General features: G+C 46.2%; 1 protein-coding gene. It reads left to right on the plus strand.

Annotated features, from left to right (window positions below; all coding sequences use genetic code 11):
* The first annotated feature begins 2 nt into the window (after positions 1 to 2).
* A complete protein-coding gene (locus IK012_RS06235; protein ID WP_290951996.1) occupies positions 3 to 21,554 on the plus strand; it encodes a calcium-binding protein in 21,552 nt (7,183 codons plus the stop codon).
* Positions 21,555 to 21,562: the final 8 nt, after the last annotated feature.

Below are 21,562 nucleotides of genomic sequence, written 5' to 3' on the forward strand. Positions count from 1 at the left end.
CGGTGGATTCCATCGATGGCTTCGACGCTTGGCCTCAGCGAAACGCCGGCTCCTTTACCACGCTGTTTGGCGAAAGTGTCGACAACCTGAAAACTACTGTTGCAGATAAAGTAAATACAGTCTTGACGCAGTCCTTGGACCAGGCACGTACCGCCATCGAGCAGGCTAATGCCAACCTTGCAGAAGGTGCCGACCCTATTAGCAAGCTGAGCCTTTCGGAACTGGTGGACACCTACGTGAAGAATTTCCTGGAAAGTGAGCAGGGCGAAGAGTACAAGGGACTCACGTTCTCTGCGGAAGGCTCCAAGCTTACGGTCGGCATCGACCTTTCCGAGACCAAGTCGCTTGAAAACCTCGGCGTCGATCTCGGTTCCTGGGGCAAGGTGTCTGTGGACGGTGCTGCCAATCTTTCTGCTACTGCTCAGGCTTCTGTTTCTGTCGAACTGGACAAGGATGGGAGCGGTTCTCTTCTCGATAGCGCAGACGATGTCGAAATCTCTGCTCCGCAGGTGGACAAGCTTGAGGTCTCTGTCGATATTCCCGGTGCCAGCGCCAAGTTCATGAACCTTTCTGTTTCTGAGGTCGAATCTGCCGACGAACCTGCTCCGGACTTGAGCCTCAGTTACACGCCCGACGAAGGTGTGACCAAGAATGTGGACCTGGAATTCAAGGTGGGCGAAATCGCCAATCTCCCGTTCTATGTGGCCGATGAGGGCGTCTTGAAGGTGTCGACCAACGATGGCGAACTCGATGTCCAGGTCCCGGAATTCAAGCTGAATAAGGATTTTTCTCTGGGTACGGTGCTCAAGTCCGTTGCCGCCAAGAAACTTCCTATTCTGAACAGCATAAAGATTCCTGTTGGCGAGGGTGTTCAAAGTGAGGAATTGTCTGTTGCTGAGGTTGCCTCCGAACTGGAAGATTTCTGGAGCTTCGTTCCAAGTGCAATTTATGGTTCCGTCGAAAACAAGGCGATGAACCTTGTTCAGCTCAAGTCTTCTGTCGATTCGTTTGTGCAGACCAAGGCTGCCGAATGGGGAAATGTTTTCGGTAGTTACGCTTTTGTCGGCGAAGGCGATTCCTTGCCCCTTAGCGAAGGCGAAAACAGCCTTGTCTTGCGAATTACGCCGACTGCGGGTTCCTTTGATAAATTGAATCTCGGCAAGTTCTCGTTGGAAAAAGTTGCCGTAAACACCAAGATTGACGTGAAGTTCACATTCAATATGGACGCAGAAGGGAAAATTACGTTCAGTAATGTCGCGCTGCAAGATTTGAATGTGAAAATGCAAAAGTCTGGTGTTGAAAGCATTTCGTTGGAGGGAATCAGCGCTGTCCCGAATAGTGGAGTGTTCAGCTTGGAGCTGTCCATCGTCAATAGAAATAATCGCCTTGATGTGGATAAGTTTGATGCGCAATTGACTTACGATAAGCTGGATTTGAAAGCCAATGATACGTTGCTGGCAAGCCTGCAGCAGGGCTCCATCTCTTACGCTAACGAAAAGTGGACGTTGCCCGCTGAGATAACCAACTTTACGGACCTGCTTAGCGGGGATTCCTTCTCGATGAAGAGCCTGCTTAGCGCAATCGGGTCTGTCCCGTACCTTGCCAATTACAAGTTTGCTATAGCCAAGAAAAACCCGGACAAAAATGAACCGAAGAACTATGTTTTGTCCGTTGTTGACTTTGCGGGTAAAGTTGACGACGCCTGGAAGGGAATCTCGCTTGCCCTGTCGGGTGGCGTAAATGAGGCTGTACAGGGTGCTGAAAACATTGCTGAAGGAGTGGCAATCGATGCCGCTCGTTTGAAGGCGCTCTTTGAAAGTAGTGTTACCGATAAAAATTTGAGCAGCTTGTTTGATAGCGTTACCTTCAAGATCGGTGAAGCCGATGCTGTTGACATCTTTGCAGAAGTGATAGGTGAACAGGCGGAATTGCCGTCTATTGCACTGAATGTCGGCTCTAACGAGTTTACGCTTGGCTTTGCGAAGAAAAATATTGCGATGGATGGCTTTAGCATTAATTCTTTCAATGTGAATGCTAAAGCCGATATTTCTGCCGCTTTGAAAATCAAGCTCAACATCGACCAGAGTGGAAAAGTCACGTTTGGTGAGTTTGACATTTCCGGGTTCGAAGTCACGGTATCTTTAGAAGACTTTGCTGATACCTCTTTAACTGTTTCGTATGCTGACAAAAAATGGCAGGTTAGCGAATTCGATTTCGAATCCTTAATTGAAGGAATCTCGCTGAGTGCCATTCTTAAACCTGTTATTGAAAATTTTACAAATAATAAATCTATCCCGAATCTCGATTTGAAGGTAAAAGAAACTCAGACAACCGTTTTGGGTATCTTAGATTCTGTTTCCAATACGTGGGAGAACGTTTCCAAGGCTTTGAAAGCGTCTGTTTCTTTGCTTGGAAGTGGAGACCCGAAGGTTGCCAAGCTTGATGCCGATGCGTTGAGAAATAAGTTTGCGAGCCTGGTTGAAAAAGATGGAGATGATGAGTTTAAGAATATTATCGACTGTATAAAAATTGTTCCGTCGGGCTCTATGCAGGAATACAATATATGGGGCCGTGAACTGCAGTCTGCCGTGTTGCCGACCTTGACGGGCGAGGAATATACTTTCGTTTTCTCGCTCCACGAAGCTTCGCTTGAAAAATTGAAACTTCCCCTCTTCGATTTGAATAGTCGTCTTGGCGTGGATTCCGAGATTGCCATAAAGGTGACTGTCAACGCTGTTGACGGAAAAGCCGATTATACACTTGGATTGGAAAAGCTCGGATTTGGCGTAGATATTGGGGGTGCTGTTCAAGGTCTTCCGTTTGCAATCAGCGGAGATTCTTCCGTGAAGGTCTCGTATGACGTCACTAATGGCTGGAAAGTGGACTACCCAAAATTCGAGTTGGGCGGAAATTTTGCGCTCAAAACTGTTATCAGTAGCTTGCTTGAAAATGTAGATGTCGAGTGGATGAAATTGACGTCGGAAGCAGGCGTTGAAAATGTTAAGGATGTTTTGAATAGTATCGTTTCGGAGGCGGAGAAGGCTCATAACACTATAGCGAAAGCTCTTTGCTCGGATGCTGCGGAATTGTCAACAGGGGCGACTTCAAGTATTGATGTGACGATTGAAACTTTGAAGAGGGCTCTGAGCGAAGTCCTTGATAGTGAATCAATATTTAAAAGCGTCGAAATTGTTAAACAGGGCGCTAATGTAGGCGATTCTGATACTCTTTATACGGTTTTTGGAGATGCTGTTGCAACTACTACAGAGAAAGTCCTGAATTTCTCCATTGACAGCAATAGCCAGTGTGCCAAACTTACGTTCAGATTCACTCCAAAAAAGAGCTTTGAAAAAGTAAGTATTGCTGGTGTTGCTTTGAGTAATGTCAATATGGAGTGCCCGTTCGATGTGACGCTGACCCTTCGTAATAACAATGGCTCGATAGAATTAGAGTCGGTCGATTTTGACAAGATGACACTGGATGTATCGCAGCCTTTGAGTGGGCCGATTTCACTCCCTGGTGACCTTACAGCTGAACTTGTTTCCGGATTATTTAAATTTAAAGCGAGTATTGGAACCTCAGGTTTTGCAATTAGTGAATGTGAATTAAGCTACAGCTCTCTTGAATTGAAGTACAACAACGTTATGTTGCTCAAGCAAGAGAAGTCTGCAGACGAAGGTACTGATCCTTTTGAAATCGGCTATAGTGATAGTAGTAATGAATGGAATTTCCCCTCAGAATTTACCGATTTGAGAGCTATTCTTGACGATGTTGATCCTTTTGCTGCAATAATTGGAGTCGCTGAAAGTGCGTCGATTCCGTACCTTGGAGATTCGTTTAAAATAGGAAGTAATTCTTACAAGGTTTCTGAAATCTTGCAAAAAGTTAGTGGTTTCAGAAACAATGTCCTTCTTGCGCTTCGAAACCAGATCGCGCGTTCTGAGGATACAGTTTCCTTAAATCTTAGCGAAGCCAAAAGGATTTTTGATGGTTTTTGGAAAAGTAGTGCTAATGCTGGTTTTAAGGATTTCTTCTCGAAAATCAACCTTAATTTTGACGCAATTAGTTATAATCTTTTGGCTGATACAGGCATTCCCTCAGATCCTATTGCGATAAGTGGGGGTAAATTTGCTGTTGAATTTGTTTCTGAAATAAAAGATTTGGAAATAGATTTGGGGGCTTATTCTAGTAAATTTAATGTCGAGGTCTCTGCTGCAATTGAAATAAAGGTCGAGGCGGATGGAATTGCCTTAAGTTTTGGTGCCTTTGAATTTAGAGTTCCGACTATAAATAAAGACAATTCGGTTGTGAATACATTCCTTCAATTTGACGAAGGGGATTGCCTTAGAATTACATACGATGGTCAAAAATTCACATGCAATGTAAAACCTAAAGAAAATATCGATCTTACAAATCTCCTCTCGATAGAATACCTTTTTACGGCTTTAAATAATATTGATATTCCGTTCTTGTTGACTCCAACATTCTCGGTTCTTGGTCACTCATTTACTATACCGCAATTTGGAACAGAACTTAATACTTATTTCCAAACAGTGCAGTATGGTGTCAAAAACGCTTTTGAGGGTGGAAAGCTTGATTTTGCTAAAATAAAGAATGCTTTTGCTGGTTATGTCAATGGCCTAGTACCTTTGGATAAAATCCAAATTTTAAATAAGGAGTTCAGCAGCGATTTTAATAGTAATGATCTGGTAAATTTGGTCGGTACGGCTTCTGCCCCATCGGGTTCTATTGCATTGGCAAAGGGCGATCATACATTGCTGTTTGCCATTTCTCCCAAAAAACTCCAGTTGCTTGGCGAGGGCGGCTTCAATCTGGGCATCCTTGATGTTGATTCGTTAAGTGCGGATTGCACGGTATACTTAAAGCTTGATGTTAAGGTTGGTGATGATGGAAAACTTTCCTTTGAAAATGTCGAATTGGAAAGAGTTGAGTTGACTTTTACTACTGCCCTTGATTCGATGAACCTCGGCCTCTTTAATGTTGGTATTGTGGGTGGAACGGTTACTTTTGGTGTTTCAATCGGTAAAGACGGCGGTGTAAATGCTAATGAGCTGAAGTTGAGCTATAAATCCTTGACACTGAAGGCTGGCGTTGGTAATTCATCTCTTGAGATTGCAAAGATTACTCAATCTGGTAAATTTTCATACGGTTTCGAATCACATGAATGGACGCTCCCGAGCGAAATTAAGCAATATATGTCTCTTTCGGGAGACTCGCTGATTAATCAGGTCCATGTGGTGCTTAATTCGTTGCAGACTGCCTTGCGTAACATGGTCGAAAAAAAGACCAAACTCGACTTCCTTGACGGCTCTATTGATAAGGTCGTAGATATTGTCGATAAGGTTGAAGCGGTTGTTTACGGGGATGGGGACGCTGCTTGCGACTACGGCCTCATGAAATGCGTCGAAGGCCAGTACCAAAAGAATTTTGGTACTATACAGCAATTTGTTGAAGTATTTAACAAATCTTGGAAAATGGTTTTCTTTGGTGGTGAAGGGGATGACGTTGTTAGTCTTGTTACCCCAACTGAAGAAAACGCCAAAAATGTTAGGCTAAAATTCGAATTGAAGTTTGGTGTCGGAAAGGCGTTTGGGCTTGACTTGGCACATGTGCTGAAGGACGAATTGGAAAATGTTTCTACACATGGGTACGTTTCAATATCGGGTGATGCTTCGATTGCATTTACATTGAATATTGATTTCAGTGGCGAAAAATTAGATGGAAATGCGAAACTTTCTGATATTGGTTTGTTCCAGGTTAAGAAAAAAGATGGCGTATTGACGGCTGTAAGAGAAGTTGACGGCGATGAAAAGGTTATTTCCGAAAATGAAGGGTATGTCACCTATGTTATTCCCACAGAAAAAACCTTTGATGAAACTCTATATATTAGCATAAAGACGAATAATGAAGTACAAAGAGATAGAACTAAACTCGGTACGATTAAAATTAATGCAAATGAAAAAATAGAAAGGAAGAATGCTGATTGGCATACGCAAGAACTAGAACCAGGTGTAAAAAATCTGATTTGGAATATTAATTGCACTTCTTCGTCTAATCAAATCTACATCACCTCGAATCAGGAATTTGACATCGAGAAGGGTGAGGCACCTGATGATGTTAAGAAAACTTCCTCTGGCGATGCCTTTGCCGAACTGAATCTGTCCGGTACGAACTTGCAGACGATGTGCGAAGTGACGAATAAGAGTGGTGAGGACGATACATGGGATATTTATTTCTTTACCCCAGAACAAATAGAAAAGGCTAAAACCGAAGGTGTTAAATTAGACCCATCTAAAGCGAAATGCGTAAAGATAAAGGAGGAAACGCTAAAAGAACTTTTTGATGCTTCGTCTCCTTTGAAAGACCAGTTGAATGGGTACCTTTCTATTCAGAATATTGATAATCTGGAAAAAGGTCGATCCATCATGAATACATATGGCTTGTATGTGGTGGATGTGACATCTGACGATAAGATTATTTTCGGTTGCGATCCTCGAAGAATTCAAGGATATCATCCAGGTTCGGACTCCTATTATCTTCTTTATAGTAATATAGATAAAATGGGCGAACAGATTACCTACATGCGAATTTCTGGAGAGCTTACGCCTTCGATGAATACGTCGGGTCGGCAGGGAGCGCTTGTTTCTATTGATGATGAAACTTTGGGTAATGAAGTTGTATATGTAAACTTTGAAAAGTCATATACAGAAACTGATGCTCGGTCGGAATTGGAAAAACTGAAAAAAGCGTATGGATTTGATGATCAAGCAGATCCAACTGAAATTATAAAAAACTTGAATGGTAAAGTTGAGTTTGGTTTAAAAGAGTTGGGCGAAGACAGATGGGCTATTTCGCTGAAGAGTACAGATGATAAGACATCTGTAGAGATGACGAATAATATTCTGGAATTGAATTTTACCGATAAATCGAAAAATTCTGCGACAATATATGTCAATACAGAAAAATGCATGTCTGTGTTCAACCTTGCAAATGAAATTGCCAAAACGATAAATAGTTCAAAAAATGCTGTTTTGTCTAAGGTGACTGAAGTCAAGGTTGTTGACGGGAATATTGTATTCACTGTAAGTGAACAGGATTTTACAATTGGAACCGAATCATCCAACATGCGTGATTTTAAGTTAGATGGCGCTGGTGGCCTGCGTTTGGTCGATTTTCAGCTTCTCTTGGAGACGAGTGCACTAGAATCGCAGAAACTTTCAAGTCTTCTTGAGAATATTAATCAAAATATTGGTCCTTATACCATAGCAATCGTAGATGACCATCTGGAAATTTCTGGAAGTCAAGAATTTACCTTGACGTCATTTGGTTCCAGTAAGGCTCTCGAATGGCTTGGCTTTAGTTCGGGACAAAAGGCTCAAAAGAAATCGGGAACATCTCAGAGTTCGACGGATTCTTTCCGTATTGTAGGCTCTGCACTCAAGAACCTTGATTGGTCGAAAAAGATCAGTCTTGAGAACGTCAATGTTGGTGCAAACCTGACGCTTTCGATGGGAACCAACCTGCACGAAATTGATAAACTCTCTAAATCAGGAAATTCCGTTACTCTTGAGCTTAAATCTGCAGAAGGTAATGATGTTAGAGCAGATGTTTCTTATGCTGTAGGCGGTTATATTTCTGTCGGTAAAGATTATTATAAAATAGAAAACGTTGATGCCGAGGCTGGAACTCTTACTGTATCGACGGTTTCGATTGACGGGAATACGCTTAAAGATGCCGATAAAAAGGAAACTTGGAAAGAGGCTAAGTATGTTGCAAGTGCGTCTGCTTCGTATAAATTCGTTGGAGCAGACCTTTTTGCGGATGGTCAAGTAACGCTTACGTTGAATTTCGAGCTAGAAAAGGAAAATAAAGCTGCTGAAGGTGAGGAAAAATCTGGAGAAACAGAACAGTCTGGAGATACAGAACAGTCTGGGGAATCTGGAGAAACTGCTGAAGGTTCCGATGGTATTAAGGTTCTCGGATACTACTTCAAACCGACGCTGAATGTTGACGATGGTAAATTTAAAGCACTCGCGTACGCCGATTTGTTTGGTTATGGCGTAGAACTGGCTTCGGCAACTCTTGAGGTCGTAAAACCCAATGGGTTTGCGTCTTTTGAAGACGATACGAACACTGAATTGAAACAAGATAATTATAGGTTGGCCAGTAATGTTGAACTGGGTGATGGCGTTAAGAGCATACTTGACAGCTTCAAAAATTTCTCGATAGAAAAGCTCTATGTTGTGCTTGAGAATCTGATTGACCGTATTGATGATGTTACAGAAAAAGTCAAGGGTAAAAAGATTCCTGTTATCAACAAGACTGTTGGCGATTTGGTCAGCGTGGCGAACGATTTGCGCAGCATTATCTCGACGCTCCGAGCCGAAAAGATTACGAGCCTCCAGCAGTTCGGTGATTTGCTGAATACTTATCTTGACAAATTCAATCTTACTTCGCGTACAGACGGAAAAAAACTCTTTAATATAAGGTTTGACAAGGATTATCAGGCCGTTTTCTTTGACTTCGATGTGGCGAAGGCTATCGGTGTACGCCATAGGTTCAGCTTTGGTGAAGCGAATTCCGGTGTCCAGGGAAACATAGACTTGGATGTCTCGGGTGATTTCTGGTTTGCGCTTTCTGCAAAGGTGGTATTTGGCGAGGAATTTGACCTTGTGCTTACGGAACCCATTCAATTTGGTGCCGAAATTGCAATTTCGGGCGACAAACTGAATTTCGATTTGGGTGTCACAGGCGGCGGCAGTGGCATGCTCAGCAACTTGATTTCTGTTGGCGAGAATAAGGATCAGCAATCGTTTATTTACGGCAAGGTGGCCTTCTTGGGTTCTGTGAGCGGTAATGATTCTGATTCTTTCTCCATTAAGGATGCTAGTGGTGTTAAGATTGATTATGCTTTGCCAATTGTTCTTTTTGGACGACTCCCGATTACCGTATGCGAGATGTCCTTGGGCGATGTCCTTTTGGGCAGATTCAATAATAATGCTGTTGAATTAGTCAATTGCACGTCTTTCGATAATGCCCAAGACGAAGTCGAAAAAATAATGGGTGCTATCAAGGAGGACTGGAAAGATGGCGAACTCACCGAGGCGAATAAAACGTATGACAGTTTTGATTTTGGCCTGAGGCTTGGGAATGAAGGCGATACATCCTCGTTTGATGGTGAACTGATTGCTGATTTTTCGAATGTGTACGAAAGGATATTGGAACTTGCTGATTTCGCCAACATGGATTGGTTCAGCCAGATTAAACTTGCCGTTTCTGGCTTGAACAATCTGTTCGAAATGCTCGAAAGCAATATCAACGGCGGTATGGCAAACTCCATCAAGTCTGTTCCGGTTGTGGGTTCTGCCTTGAGTACCGGTGTCGACTTCTTGAGTGTGTTGAAGAACAAGGTACTTGACCCGTTCTCGAAGTTTGTTTACGAATCGACGGGCTTGACAGCCGAAATGGTCGCGAAAAAGATGAACGACCTATTTGAGCTGGATTCGTTCCTGACTCCGGATGATTCCTATTATTTTGGTTGGGAGGGCAAAAATAGCGGCTGGAATCAGATCGGTGGACAGGGAACGTGGTTCCGCAGTACCAAGGAATCTGCGGAATGGTACTTCAACTTGGGCGGCGTGTATAGTTTTGGAACCTCGATAGGTTTTGACCTCGGCTTCCCCGGACTGGCGCTTGCCGCAGATGGCGGGCTCAAACTCTCGCTTTCTTGGGCGCTTGAATTCGGGTTCGGTATTTCGAAACAGAATGGATTCTACTTTATCTTTAACGATGGCAACGAAATCAATGTCAAGGCTACGGCTTCGCTAGAAGGTACTGATATAAGCGCCTCGTTGGCTGGGTTGGGCTTGACCTTGTCAACAACGGGAACAGATAAAGATAATAAGGCCCACGAAGCTGTTATTGAACTAAGTTTTGGTGTCGACTTGAATAATCCGAGTGATTCTTCGACAGAGACTTACAATTCCAGACTCGGCGTTTCGCAGCTGCCTAATGCAGATGGAATGAATGAATGGATTGCAAAACAAAAGACCGATGATAATCCCGATGATAAGATAAAAAAATTTACGAAAAAATACGGCTTGGTAGAGGTGTCCAAGGCTTTTGCCGTGCCTAAGTTTGACTTTGATGCGTCTGTCGATATCAATGTCGGTATAGATGTCGGGGTCGGCAAGGATGCCGGTCGTGATACGCCCAAGTTCCCCAATATTTCGGGTGATTTCGAATTTTCATGGGCGTACGAATTTGTAAAAGGTGTAAAACAATCGAACGTAAAATCTCTGGCGTTCAAAAATCTTGAATTCGATATGGGCTCCTTTATCGGGGGAGTCCTCGGGCCAATTGTCTCCAAGATTCAGTCTGTTGTCGAACCGCTGGAGCCGCTCATCGACTTCTTGATGACTCCGTTCCCGGTACTTGATGATCTAGGAATCAAGATTACTCCGCTCGACTTGGCCAAAAAGTTCAGCAAGGGCAAGTTCGACGATGGTATGATTTATGCCATCAAGGACTTGATTTCGATTTCCAAGATGATTTCGACCTCCAATGGCAAGGGAATCAAGATTAGTCTGGGTGATTTTGTATTAGTAAAAACAGTTGGTGATAATACAGATGCTCAATCATTCCTTAAGGGTAAAAGTGCGCTTTCTACGATAGATGTAGATGCGTTTACTTCTAATCAACCCGATATTAAAGGAGAAGCCAACAAAGAACTCGAAGATCAAGGTTTCAAGTTTAAGGGCGACAGTAGCTGGAAGTTTATCTGGAGCGATCCATCGCAGATATTCAAGATGCTGCTTGGCGAAGATGTTCCTCTCGTCGAATACACGATGCCCAAGCTCTGCTTCGACTTTGACTGGGATACGTTCGTACGCATTTGGGGCCCGCTCGGTGCGCGCCTGGGTGTGACGTTCAGCGCTTCTATCCAGCTCGGCTTTGGTTACGACACGTTGGGTATCCGCCAGTGGATTAGCAGTGGTCGTAAGGACTATGGTCGCCTGCTCAATGGCTTCTATGTGATGGACAAGGATGCAAATGGAGTCGATGTCAACGAACTTTCGTTCTATGGCGGCTTGACTGCTGCTGCTGAACTCAATGCCGGTGTCAAGGCTGGTGTCGGTGGCGGTGTGGGTATCAATGTGGGCTTCAACCTCTTTGACCCCAACAAGGATGGTAAGGTTCGCCTCAGCGAAATGAAGCAAATCATTGGCGAACTGGGCTTGTTCGGCATATTCGATGTGAACGGTGAAATTACCGCGAAGCTCTACGCTTATGTTGACCTGTGGCTCTGCAAAAAGGAGTGGAACATTACTGGCGACATTACTTTGTTCAGTTTCAATTATGAACATAAGCTTGCGCCGGTGATGGCTTCGAAGAATGACAATGGCAATATCGTTGCGCACATAGGTCCGAATGCTGGCGACAGAGTATCGACTGACAATGTGAACACTTCTCTTGAAGATGGTGATGAAGCGTATGTAGCTGATTTAACGGAAAAAGGTGAAGTTAAATGGGCTGGTGGCAACAAGAGTGTAAAGACTGATAAAGGAAAATGGTATCAAATTGATGGCGGTGCTGGCAATGACTACATCAAGTTGTCCGGGAAAGCTGGCCTCAATCTTGAAATTTATGGTGGCGAAGGTGACGATGTAATCGACCTTTCCGGGCTTGATTTGAATGGCTATACCGTAATTATCGTTGGTGGTGCCGGTAATGATACCATTATTGGTGCTAATGGTGGTATGAATATCATCTATGGCGATGATGGGTATGTACCTCCCGAAGAAGAACGGAAAAAGAGCCCCATGACTTGGGATGCCGAAGGGTCTGTGGTTGCGAGTGCCTCCGGTAATGATACAATTATCGGTGGTGACCGCGCTGATATCATTTTCGGTGGTGCCGGTAACGACAAGATCAATGGGCTTGGGGGGGACGATTTTATCTTCGGTGATGGTGGTAAGATCCATATTAAAGGTAATACTATCTCTAACCCCACTCGCAGCGATATCAGCCTTGATGGCGGCGACGATTTGATCATTGGTGGTGAAGGTAAAGATACAATCTATGGTGGTTCGGGCAACGACCGGATTGACGGTGGCGTCGGCGATGATGAAATTCATGGAGAACGCGGAAACGACCGTATATTCGGTGGCTCGGGTGAAGATTATATCTATGGCGGTTCCGGTCACGATATTATAAATGGCGATAAAGTAGAAACGATAAAAGTCGCCAATGACTTCGATAAGGATTTCTTCAGCAAGGAACTTATTGCAAACCAGTTTAGTAAGGATAACTATACCGTTTCTGATAGTGAGTTCAAGTTCGATGTTGATTCGGACGAGAAACTAAACAAGTGGGAAAATAAACTTGAGAAGTCACATTCTGTTGCGAGTAATAATGATTCCGGTAGCGACGGCATTGACCATATCTATGGCGATGAAGGCGATGACCTGATTTACGGCGCCGGAGAAAATGACGTCATTGAAGGTGGCATTGGTAACGATGTCATCGATGGCGGTACTGGTGACGACAACATCCAGGGTGGTATCGATAATGATATCATCTATGGTGGTGAAGGAAACGATGTCATCGATGGCGGCGCTGGTAATGACAGCCTGTATGGCGATGAGGGTGTTCGTGACTATGAAAGTGGTGCCCACGAGTTTAAATACCAACGGATTACGTTTGGTGAAAACTTGGGCTTGAAAAAAGCATTCTACTATGATGCGAAGAGTAAGAGCAATGGCGGAAATGATAAAATCAAGACGGGCCCCGGCTTGGATTTCGTTGACGGCCAGGGAGGCAGTGACCAAATCTTCGTGAATCTTATGGGTGGAAGCGAAACAGGTTATGTGAATGTCTCTGATTCTGGAACGGGTGCGTCCGACAGGGATGTGCTTACGATTGAAGCCACTGAATATGCAGACAACCTGTTGATGCGCATGAACGAAGCAGGTACTCTTGGCTTCGTAGCGTTGTTGCCGGAAGATGGTGACGTATCTAGCACGAATGCCAATAAGAATATCGAACGCGTCAACTTTACGAATAGTATCGATGTCGTTAATTTGAACGCAAATGGCGGCAATGACAAGGTTGTCGTTGATGGTACTGCGGCTGTAACGAATATTGATGGCGGCGCCGGAAATGATACCTTCCAGGTTGGACAGCTCTACAACTCCGATCGAAAGGCTGGTACACAGAACATCGCTTCTGAAGATGGATTCAAAACTATTCAGAATTCCGATGGAAAATACCTGAGTGAAGGTGTGTCTGAAGGTTCTAAGTTGAGCATTGATGGTGGTATTGGTGATGATACCTTTACCGCTCTGCGCAACGTCGGTTCTTTGAACATGGCTGGCAGCCGTGGCAACGATGCGTTCTCGGTATACAACAATAAGACTATGAGTGGGGATATCGTTGTCAACGGAACTCGCTCGATTGATGGTGGAACCGGAATAGATAGCGTAAATGTCTATGGCACCGAAGGTGACGATACTGTTGTTATTACGAAGGAAGGCTTGCTTTCTGAATCTGGTGGTATCAAGGTTGCCGGTGTAGAATACTCGAATTTTGCAGCTGGTGCGGGTGACGATGAATTCTATGTCGCCAGCAACAATGCGGGTGAGACGACTACGATAAACGGCGGTCATGGCAATGATACCGTGTCTGTTGGTGGTCTCGATTTGGATAGTCGTCCGCTTCGAAATGCCGATACCGATGGCCAGACCAATACTTTGACGTTCGAAGTCCTGTCGGCGGATTCTGATGATTTGAAAGACGATGAAAAGAAGATCTGTTTTGTAAATTCTGATTTGGAAGACAAAAAGTATCAGCAAAAATTTGTCGCGATGGATACGAGCGCAGCTCCTGCCGTGTTTGTGTCTACTTCTAAAACATATATTGCTGATAATGGGCTTGTTATTCAGGAAGGTGGAGTTGGTTCGTTCTTTGTCGGCTATTCCGGTAACCTGAAAGAAGGGTCGATTACTGTCGACTTGAACATTCCGTTGCTTTCCACGTCCATGCTTCAGGCTGGTGACAGGGGAATCCTGATTAAGAAAGATTCTGACACTACATATTCGGATCATGTTCAGATTGTCTTTGATGAAAACAATACGCAACCGGTAAAGATAAATGTCAAGGCCCTTTCGGATTCCTTGCTCGAAGAAGATGTGGTCAAGTCAATTTCGTTGAACAGCGTTTGGACTTATACGAATAATGGTGAAGATATTGAAAAGCTACTTTCCAAGTCTGCGACGGCATTCTCGCTGAGTGTCAAGGATGATAAAAAAGTCACCAAAAATGACGAAGCGAAGAAATTGCTTACGAGGACCGAGGAGTACACGATTGGTGGAAACACGGTTGCTCTGGGCGAATTTGGCGTCGAATTGCATGGCGCGAATAAGTCGAACATCCATGTTTATCTGGAAAATAGCGATAAGACAATTGAATATACCAGTATAGATGACAAAGGTGTTTTGACCATAAAGAATTATACAAATGACCTAAAAGATAAGGTTCTTATCGTTAATTATCGTTCCAATACAATGAAACTTGATGGATCAAAAATCCATCTTGCTTACGATGATGTTGCCAGTTTGTCTTCTGTTAAATATGGAACCGAGACTGTCTACTGTGGCGCAGATAAAGCATCGAAGGAAAAGAAGGATATTTATTACGAGCTGAACGGAAATGTCCTGGTATTCTTCAATACGTCGAACCAGCAACTCGCGACATTGCATGGTGAGGTTTCTGTTGGTTCAGGTACGTTTGCTCCGGCTGAAGCCAATATCACGAATACGGATTCCTTCGAAGCATGTGATTTCCTGAAGATTGAACGCTTGGGGGTGACCGGGCAGGAAAAGCAATATGTGCTTGCCGAAAGATACCTCAAGACAGAATTGAAGGATGGCATACATGTCTTGGATGGAACCGACGAAGACCTTACCCAATGGAATTCTGTGACGCTCAATATTACATATGCGAAGGGCGATATTCCAGAAGGTAAGACACTGTTCGTGAAGGTGTTTGCCTCCGAGGTCTTGTCGAGCATGACGCACGGGACCTGGGACACTCAGCTTATGATTTGTGATCCTAATGGCGATGACAAGCCGTATACTATTTTGAAGTTTACGAAGGATTCCTTGACGCAAGCCATAACTATTTATGCGAAAGGTGATGTTATAGACGAGGAGTACGGTGTCGTCACTTTCGATGGAAATAGCCCAAAGCGTATTAACCAAGTCGAAGGTATTGTTGATGCTTATGGTAAGGGAACAAGCGACATTGCCGGTGTCGATAATCCGGAACTTCTCCATTATAATCATAAGATTGATAATGGCTCCGGCTTTGTTTGGGCTTCGGAGTTTAATGAGAAAAATACCTATGACTTAGACAGCTTGGCTGGCGTGAAGTCTGTTTCTGGTAATACAGTCGTCGTCGAAATTAAAGCAGGACTGACGCCTATTAAGGGTGGTACGGTCAAGTTTGTTTCGGAAAAGAACGAATCAGAATGGTTCCGTATTGATGGTGACCCCATTGTGGGGGAGGGTACTTATACTCTCACGTTGAACAAGTCTATTGAAGTTTCCTTGAACGGATTCAAGGCTATGTTCGCTGGGCAGAAGGATTACCTCTTTGAAAGCGAAGACGACTGTGTCGACCGTATATTCGTGAATAACCAGGATTCGAATGTCGATGCTGTCAGTGCTCTTGAAAATGCCAATGTGGAAAGCGTTGACGATTCCGTCAAGTTTACGCATACAGAACTCAAGGAAAAGGTTGTTGCAAGCGAGTTCGAATTTGGCGAATTCAATTTGGGTACAGGTAAGGATACCGTCAATATTTCCAAGACGCTCCACAAAAATGTGGACGGAATTGACTTCCAGACGTTTACCGTCGTTAATACTGGCGACGATAAAGTAAATCGAACAACAGATGATAAAATTACCGTTACCGACTACGATGACGAGAATGACGGTCAGCTGGTTATCAATGCCCAGGGCGGAAACGATACAATCACCGCAAAGGGAAGCAAGATAACTAGGGACGGCATGATTGTTCTTGGCGGCGCCGGAAAAGACACCATCGATGTCGACAAGGGTATTATTGCCTTTGGTGACAAGGGTAACATCCAGTACAAGAATGGCGATACGGTCGTTACGGAGCTCGGTTATTATGGGGAGGATGTCGGCAACCATAAGGCTGGCGATATCATTCTGACGACTATTCCTAAGGATAGGGACGCTAATTATATCCAAAAGCAGACCGATGGCATTGTCCGTGGGGCTACATCGATTGCGTCCGTAATGCCTAGCGAAGGTGATGTTGATGATATTACCGCCAGCGGACAGAACAGCGTTGTTATCGGCGGTTTTGGTGGCGACAATATCTCTGTAACCGGAGAAAAGAACGTTGTTCTTGGCGACAATGGTGTCGTGAACTTCCATAACGAAGGTACGGCGACGTCTTGGCGCGAAAACAACATCAAGATTAGCCTCGAAAAGGTTCAGACGACAAATAATTCTATTGGTGAGAAAGATACCATTGATATTGTCGGCAGCCATAACGTTGTCATGGGCGGAAATGGTGGTGACATAATCACCATCGGCGAAGCCGGTAAGGAAAATGGGACCGATAACGTTGTCCTAGGCGATGGCGGTATCGCAGAATTCACGCCGGGCGTTGCTACGACCGATGATTTCATGGTCAATGCCGCAGTCAAGTCTGTGAAAACGGATGATGATCTCATTGGAACGCGCGATGAAATCACGATCTATGGCGGCTTGAATACTGTCATGGGTGGTGCCGGCCGCGACCAGATTATCATTGGTGAAGAAAACAAGAGCTACGGAAAACAGAACGTCGTTCTTGGCGATGGCGGCTCCTATGAAGTCGATAAAGCGAAAGGCGAGGTGACGGTTAAAACCAATGACCTCTCTGTGTCCAGTGAAAAGGAGCCTGATTTTGCCGACACCATCGAAATCCATGGCGGTCAGAATACGGTCATGGGTGGCCTTGCTGGCGATGGAATCGACATTTTCGGTGCCGACAACATCGTCCTCGGCGATGGTGGCGAATCCATTCGCGAATGGAACAGCGAGCAGAAGGTCTACGACTCCATCAAGTCCGTCAAGACGACTAATGACGATAATGGCGGTATTGACACCATCAACATCCATGGAGGCGAGAATGCCGTTATGGGTGGCGCCAAGGGTGATAAGATTACCATTGGCGACGAAGTCGAGGAGGGTAAGCCTCAAAATGGCAATGAGAACGTTGTCCTTGGCGATGGCGGCTCCTATGTTGTCAACAAGGAAGAAAACCTTGTTACGATCCAGACTTCTCGTGATATCGATGAAAATCAACAAGTCGTTATTCATGGCGGTGAGGATACCATCAAGGTTTATGGCGGACAGAATACTGTTATGGGCGGTGCCGAAGGCGATGATATCGATATTTATGGTGCCGACAACATCGTCCTCGGTGACGGTGGCGTAGCCGTCCGTGAAAGGAATGATGAGCACAAGATCTTCGAGGCCATCAAGTCCGTCAAGACGACTGATGACGATAATGGCGGTATTGATACCATCGATATTTATGGTGGTAGGAACGCCGTGATGGGTGGCTTTGCTGGTGATATCATTACTATCGGCGAAGCGAAAGAGAACGAAGAGGAAAATGTTTCCTACGACCACAACATCGTATTGGGTGATGGCGGCGAATATAATAACGAAGCTTCTGATTCTGCCTATATCAAGACCCAGAGCGATGACATTGGTGGCGAAGACCACATAAAGGTCTTTGGCGGCCACAATGTCGCTATGGGTGGCTTCGCTGGCGATGAAATCGAAATTCACGGTGGCGAAAACGTTGTTCTCGGTGATGGTGGCGTTGCCAATTACAACAAGAATCCTAATGCGGCAACGGTGAATGAATTCATCAACTCCGGACTTCGTGATGTTGCAACCACGAGCGATGGTATCGGTGGCCATGACGATATCGATATCTTTGGCGACAAGAACGTCGTGATGGGCGGTGCCGATGGCGACAACATCGATATTGCTGGCAAGGATAACGTTGTCGTTGGCGACGGCGGCCGCTATGACATCTATGAAGACTACAGGACGGTCAAAACCAAGTCTGAACAGGACGGTGGCCACGATGTTATCCATACCGACGACGGCAAGAATATTGTGATGGGTGGTATGGATGCCGACGAAATCACCACGGGTGACGGAAACGACATCATCCTTGGCGACGGTGGCTTTGCTAAGGTCGATAATGACTTTAATGCGATATTTGTCACCAACGAAGGTATCAACGTCGGAGATGACCTCGGAACGGCCGGTGCCGATACTATTATTGCAGGCAATGGTGACAACGTTGTCTTTGGCGGTCTCGATGACGACGATATCACGACGGGCAATGGCCAGGATGTGGTGTTCGGCGATAACGCCTATGCGACCTTCCGCGGCAACGCCAACGAAGCGTTCGAACAGGTGGGTGACCGTCAGAACGTTCCGGACGTCTACGAAGAGGCAACCCTCAGCTTCAACTTCCAGGGCGCTTCTCAGAGCGGTCTTGGCACGGGCGACTTTGTCGGTGCGTACAACCAGGAACTCGGCGATGATTTCCGCAGCCACAACTGGAACAACATCTCGGGCTCGCTCGCGGGTACCTACGGCAACGACGACCACGAAGTCGTGAACATGGACAATCTTGATGCTACGGGCGATAAGTCTGCCGACGAAACCCGCACGCGTGTTAGCGGTGTGAGTGTGTCTTACGGCGGCTATGAGAACCACCGTAACACGAGCACGGACAACCGCATCGATCTGCAGGCCTATAATCTCGGCCTCTGGAACACGCATCAGGATAGGAATGCAAAGCTCATGAATTCGGGCCTGATGACGACGGCTCCGAACGCCCAGTGCGGCAACAAGTTCGAAGTCACGATGGACGGCCTCGCGCAGTACTTCTCCAGCTACAAGGTCGTTGTCTATCTCGACATCCCGGATTCTCATTCTGCGGCAGATAACAGCGTGCGCAAGGTGAGCCTGTTCATGGGCGATGCCGAAAATGCGCTCGCGACCTACTATGTGAACGACATGGCGGGCCATAACTTTAATGGTTCCTTCGAACGGGCGACTTCGACGAGTGCCGATAACGCAACGCCTGCGAACTACGTGGTATTCGAAGTGCCGGAGGGTGCAATCGCCGACAACTTCCGTGTTGTCATCGAGGAAGCTGATGAACATGCCCAGAATGGCAAGAACCTCCCGGGCATTGCCGGTATCCAGGTCAGGGGCACGCTCCACAAGCAGGACGTCGCCGCTTCTACGGATATCGACTTTGGCGGAAACGACACCATCCATACCGACCTCGGTGACGATATCGTGGTGGGTGGTACTGGCAGCGACGATATCACGACCTATGGCGATGAACGCTACAGCCTCTACGACAATGACGTCGTGTTCGGCGACAATGCGAAGATTCTGCTTACCGATCGTGATAACGATGAGACTACGGCGTCGACCATTTCGACTGCGGAATCTGTTGCCGTGACGAATCTCGATGCAATTTACAACGACCTCATCAATACCGGTGACGGCAACGACGTCGTTGTGGGTGGTATCGGTGCGGATACTATCCATGCCGAGGCAACCGCGGCCGCCGAAGCGATGCTGGACGACATCAACGTACTCTCGATCAACTTTACCCGCGAGCATTCCAATTCCTCGGATGCGATTGCTTCGGGCGAGGCGGCTGGCGTCGTGGTGGATACCAACTGGCACAACTTCTACCGCAACGACCGTGGTGTCATTGTGTCGGAATCCGTGCGCGGTCAGGAATCTACTCCCCAGTACAACAGCGACATGAACCTCCTCTCGAACAATCCGACGAAGAACAACCCGTATGCTGTCGAGGAGGGGGTCGAAGTTCAGCTTTACGGCAAGAACCACGGGCAGCGCCAGACCATTGCCAGCTTCACCATTGAAAACTACGATGAACTGGATGGCGATACCTCGAACTCGAAGTTGTTCAATACCTACCTCGGGGCCCAACAGAGCGAAGAAATTGTCCTGAAGCTCAAGAACATGAATACCTTCGTGGGCAATTCGAACAATTCGATTTCTTCTACCTACGACCTCTATATCTACCTTGGTGGCGACAACAACGATACCGACACGTACAACTACCTGTACCAGGTGAAGTTTACGGGTGGCGACGGTGTGTCTCAGTACCGTTACCTGAACGATTGGACGGGTCACACGTTCGACGGCGACTACAAGGAAGCGACCTGCTCGTCGCAGAACGAAGCCGAACGCTTGCTGCATAGGGCGCTGAATACCGATGCTCATGAATCGGCAGCTCCTCGCCTGGAACTGGTGGGCAACTACGTGGTGTTCCGTGGCGTATCGGGCGATATCGCCGATATTCGCATCAAGAACATCTACACCAGCTCCGGTCAGCATCCGAAGAACCTCCCGGTTATTGCTGCGGTGCAGGTTGTCTCGGGCGATGGCCGCTATGCCGGTGAAACCGCTATCGGTGGCGATCACGACAAGGATCTCGTCTATGGTGATGACGCGAAGCTCGTGTTCGACCTGGATATGCCTTACGACGCCGATGTTCCGGATCTCTCGAAGTACCAGAACCGCGTGGTCGATGCTAAGTCTGTCGCCATCGCAGAAGATGCGGTGACTACGATTTCGACCGATGATACCATCTTCACGGGCAAGGACCGCGACGTTGTCGTGGGTGGCGAAGGTGCCGACACGATTAAGATGGGCGCGGGTGATGATATCGCTCTCGGCGGAAGCGCGAACCTCATGCTCGAACACAACAACCCGCTGGGTGTGTTCACGCCCAATACCGAACTCACGCTCGAACAGCATACCATCGACACTTCGCTGTACAAGGATCACCTCGATAATGACACTGCTCAAGTTTCGCAGTTCCAGAGCAGGCTCGACCAGAACCGCATCCAGGGTATCGATACCTCCGTGTCGAACGAAAACGACCGCAAGGATTCCATCGATGTCGGCGAGGGCAGGAACCTCGTTTCGCAGGCCTCCTACAGCACCGCGGAACTTGTCGTGCCGAAGCCTGTTGTTGATGACGAAGAAGGTGGAGAAGGCCAAAATCCGTCCATGACGCCGCCTCCCTCCGACGAACTGGGCGAAGGAACATTCGTGCTTGACCATGAGGGAGTCCCGACCTTGGTCGAGATTCCTGCAGGCGGGACTGTTGAACTCGTGATTACGGATTGGGATGAGGGCGACCAGTATTACCATCCGAATGTGTTCTTGCAGTTGAGCTGCGGTGGCAACACGAACCATCGGCTGATTGTTACCTGGGATGGAAAACAGGGTGATTCTCCGGATTACCTGCTGAACTTTATGGAGTTCGACATTCCGAACGTGACAACGGTTCCGGGTGAACACAAGATTGTCGTGAGGATTACATCGAAGGATGAATTGTCGCTCATGGCAACGGTTATTCATCGGTAATCTGTTCT

It is taken from the genome of Fibrobacter sp., assembly GCF_017551775.1.
Taxonomy (GTDB): Bacteria; Fibrobacterota; Fibrobacteria; order Fibrobacterales; family Fibrobacteraceae; genus Fibrobacter.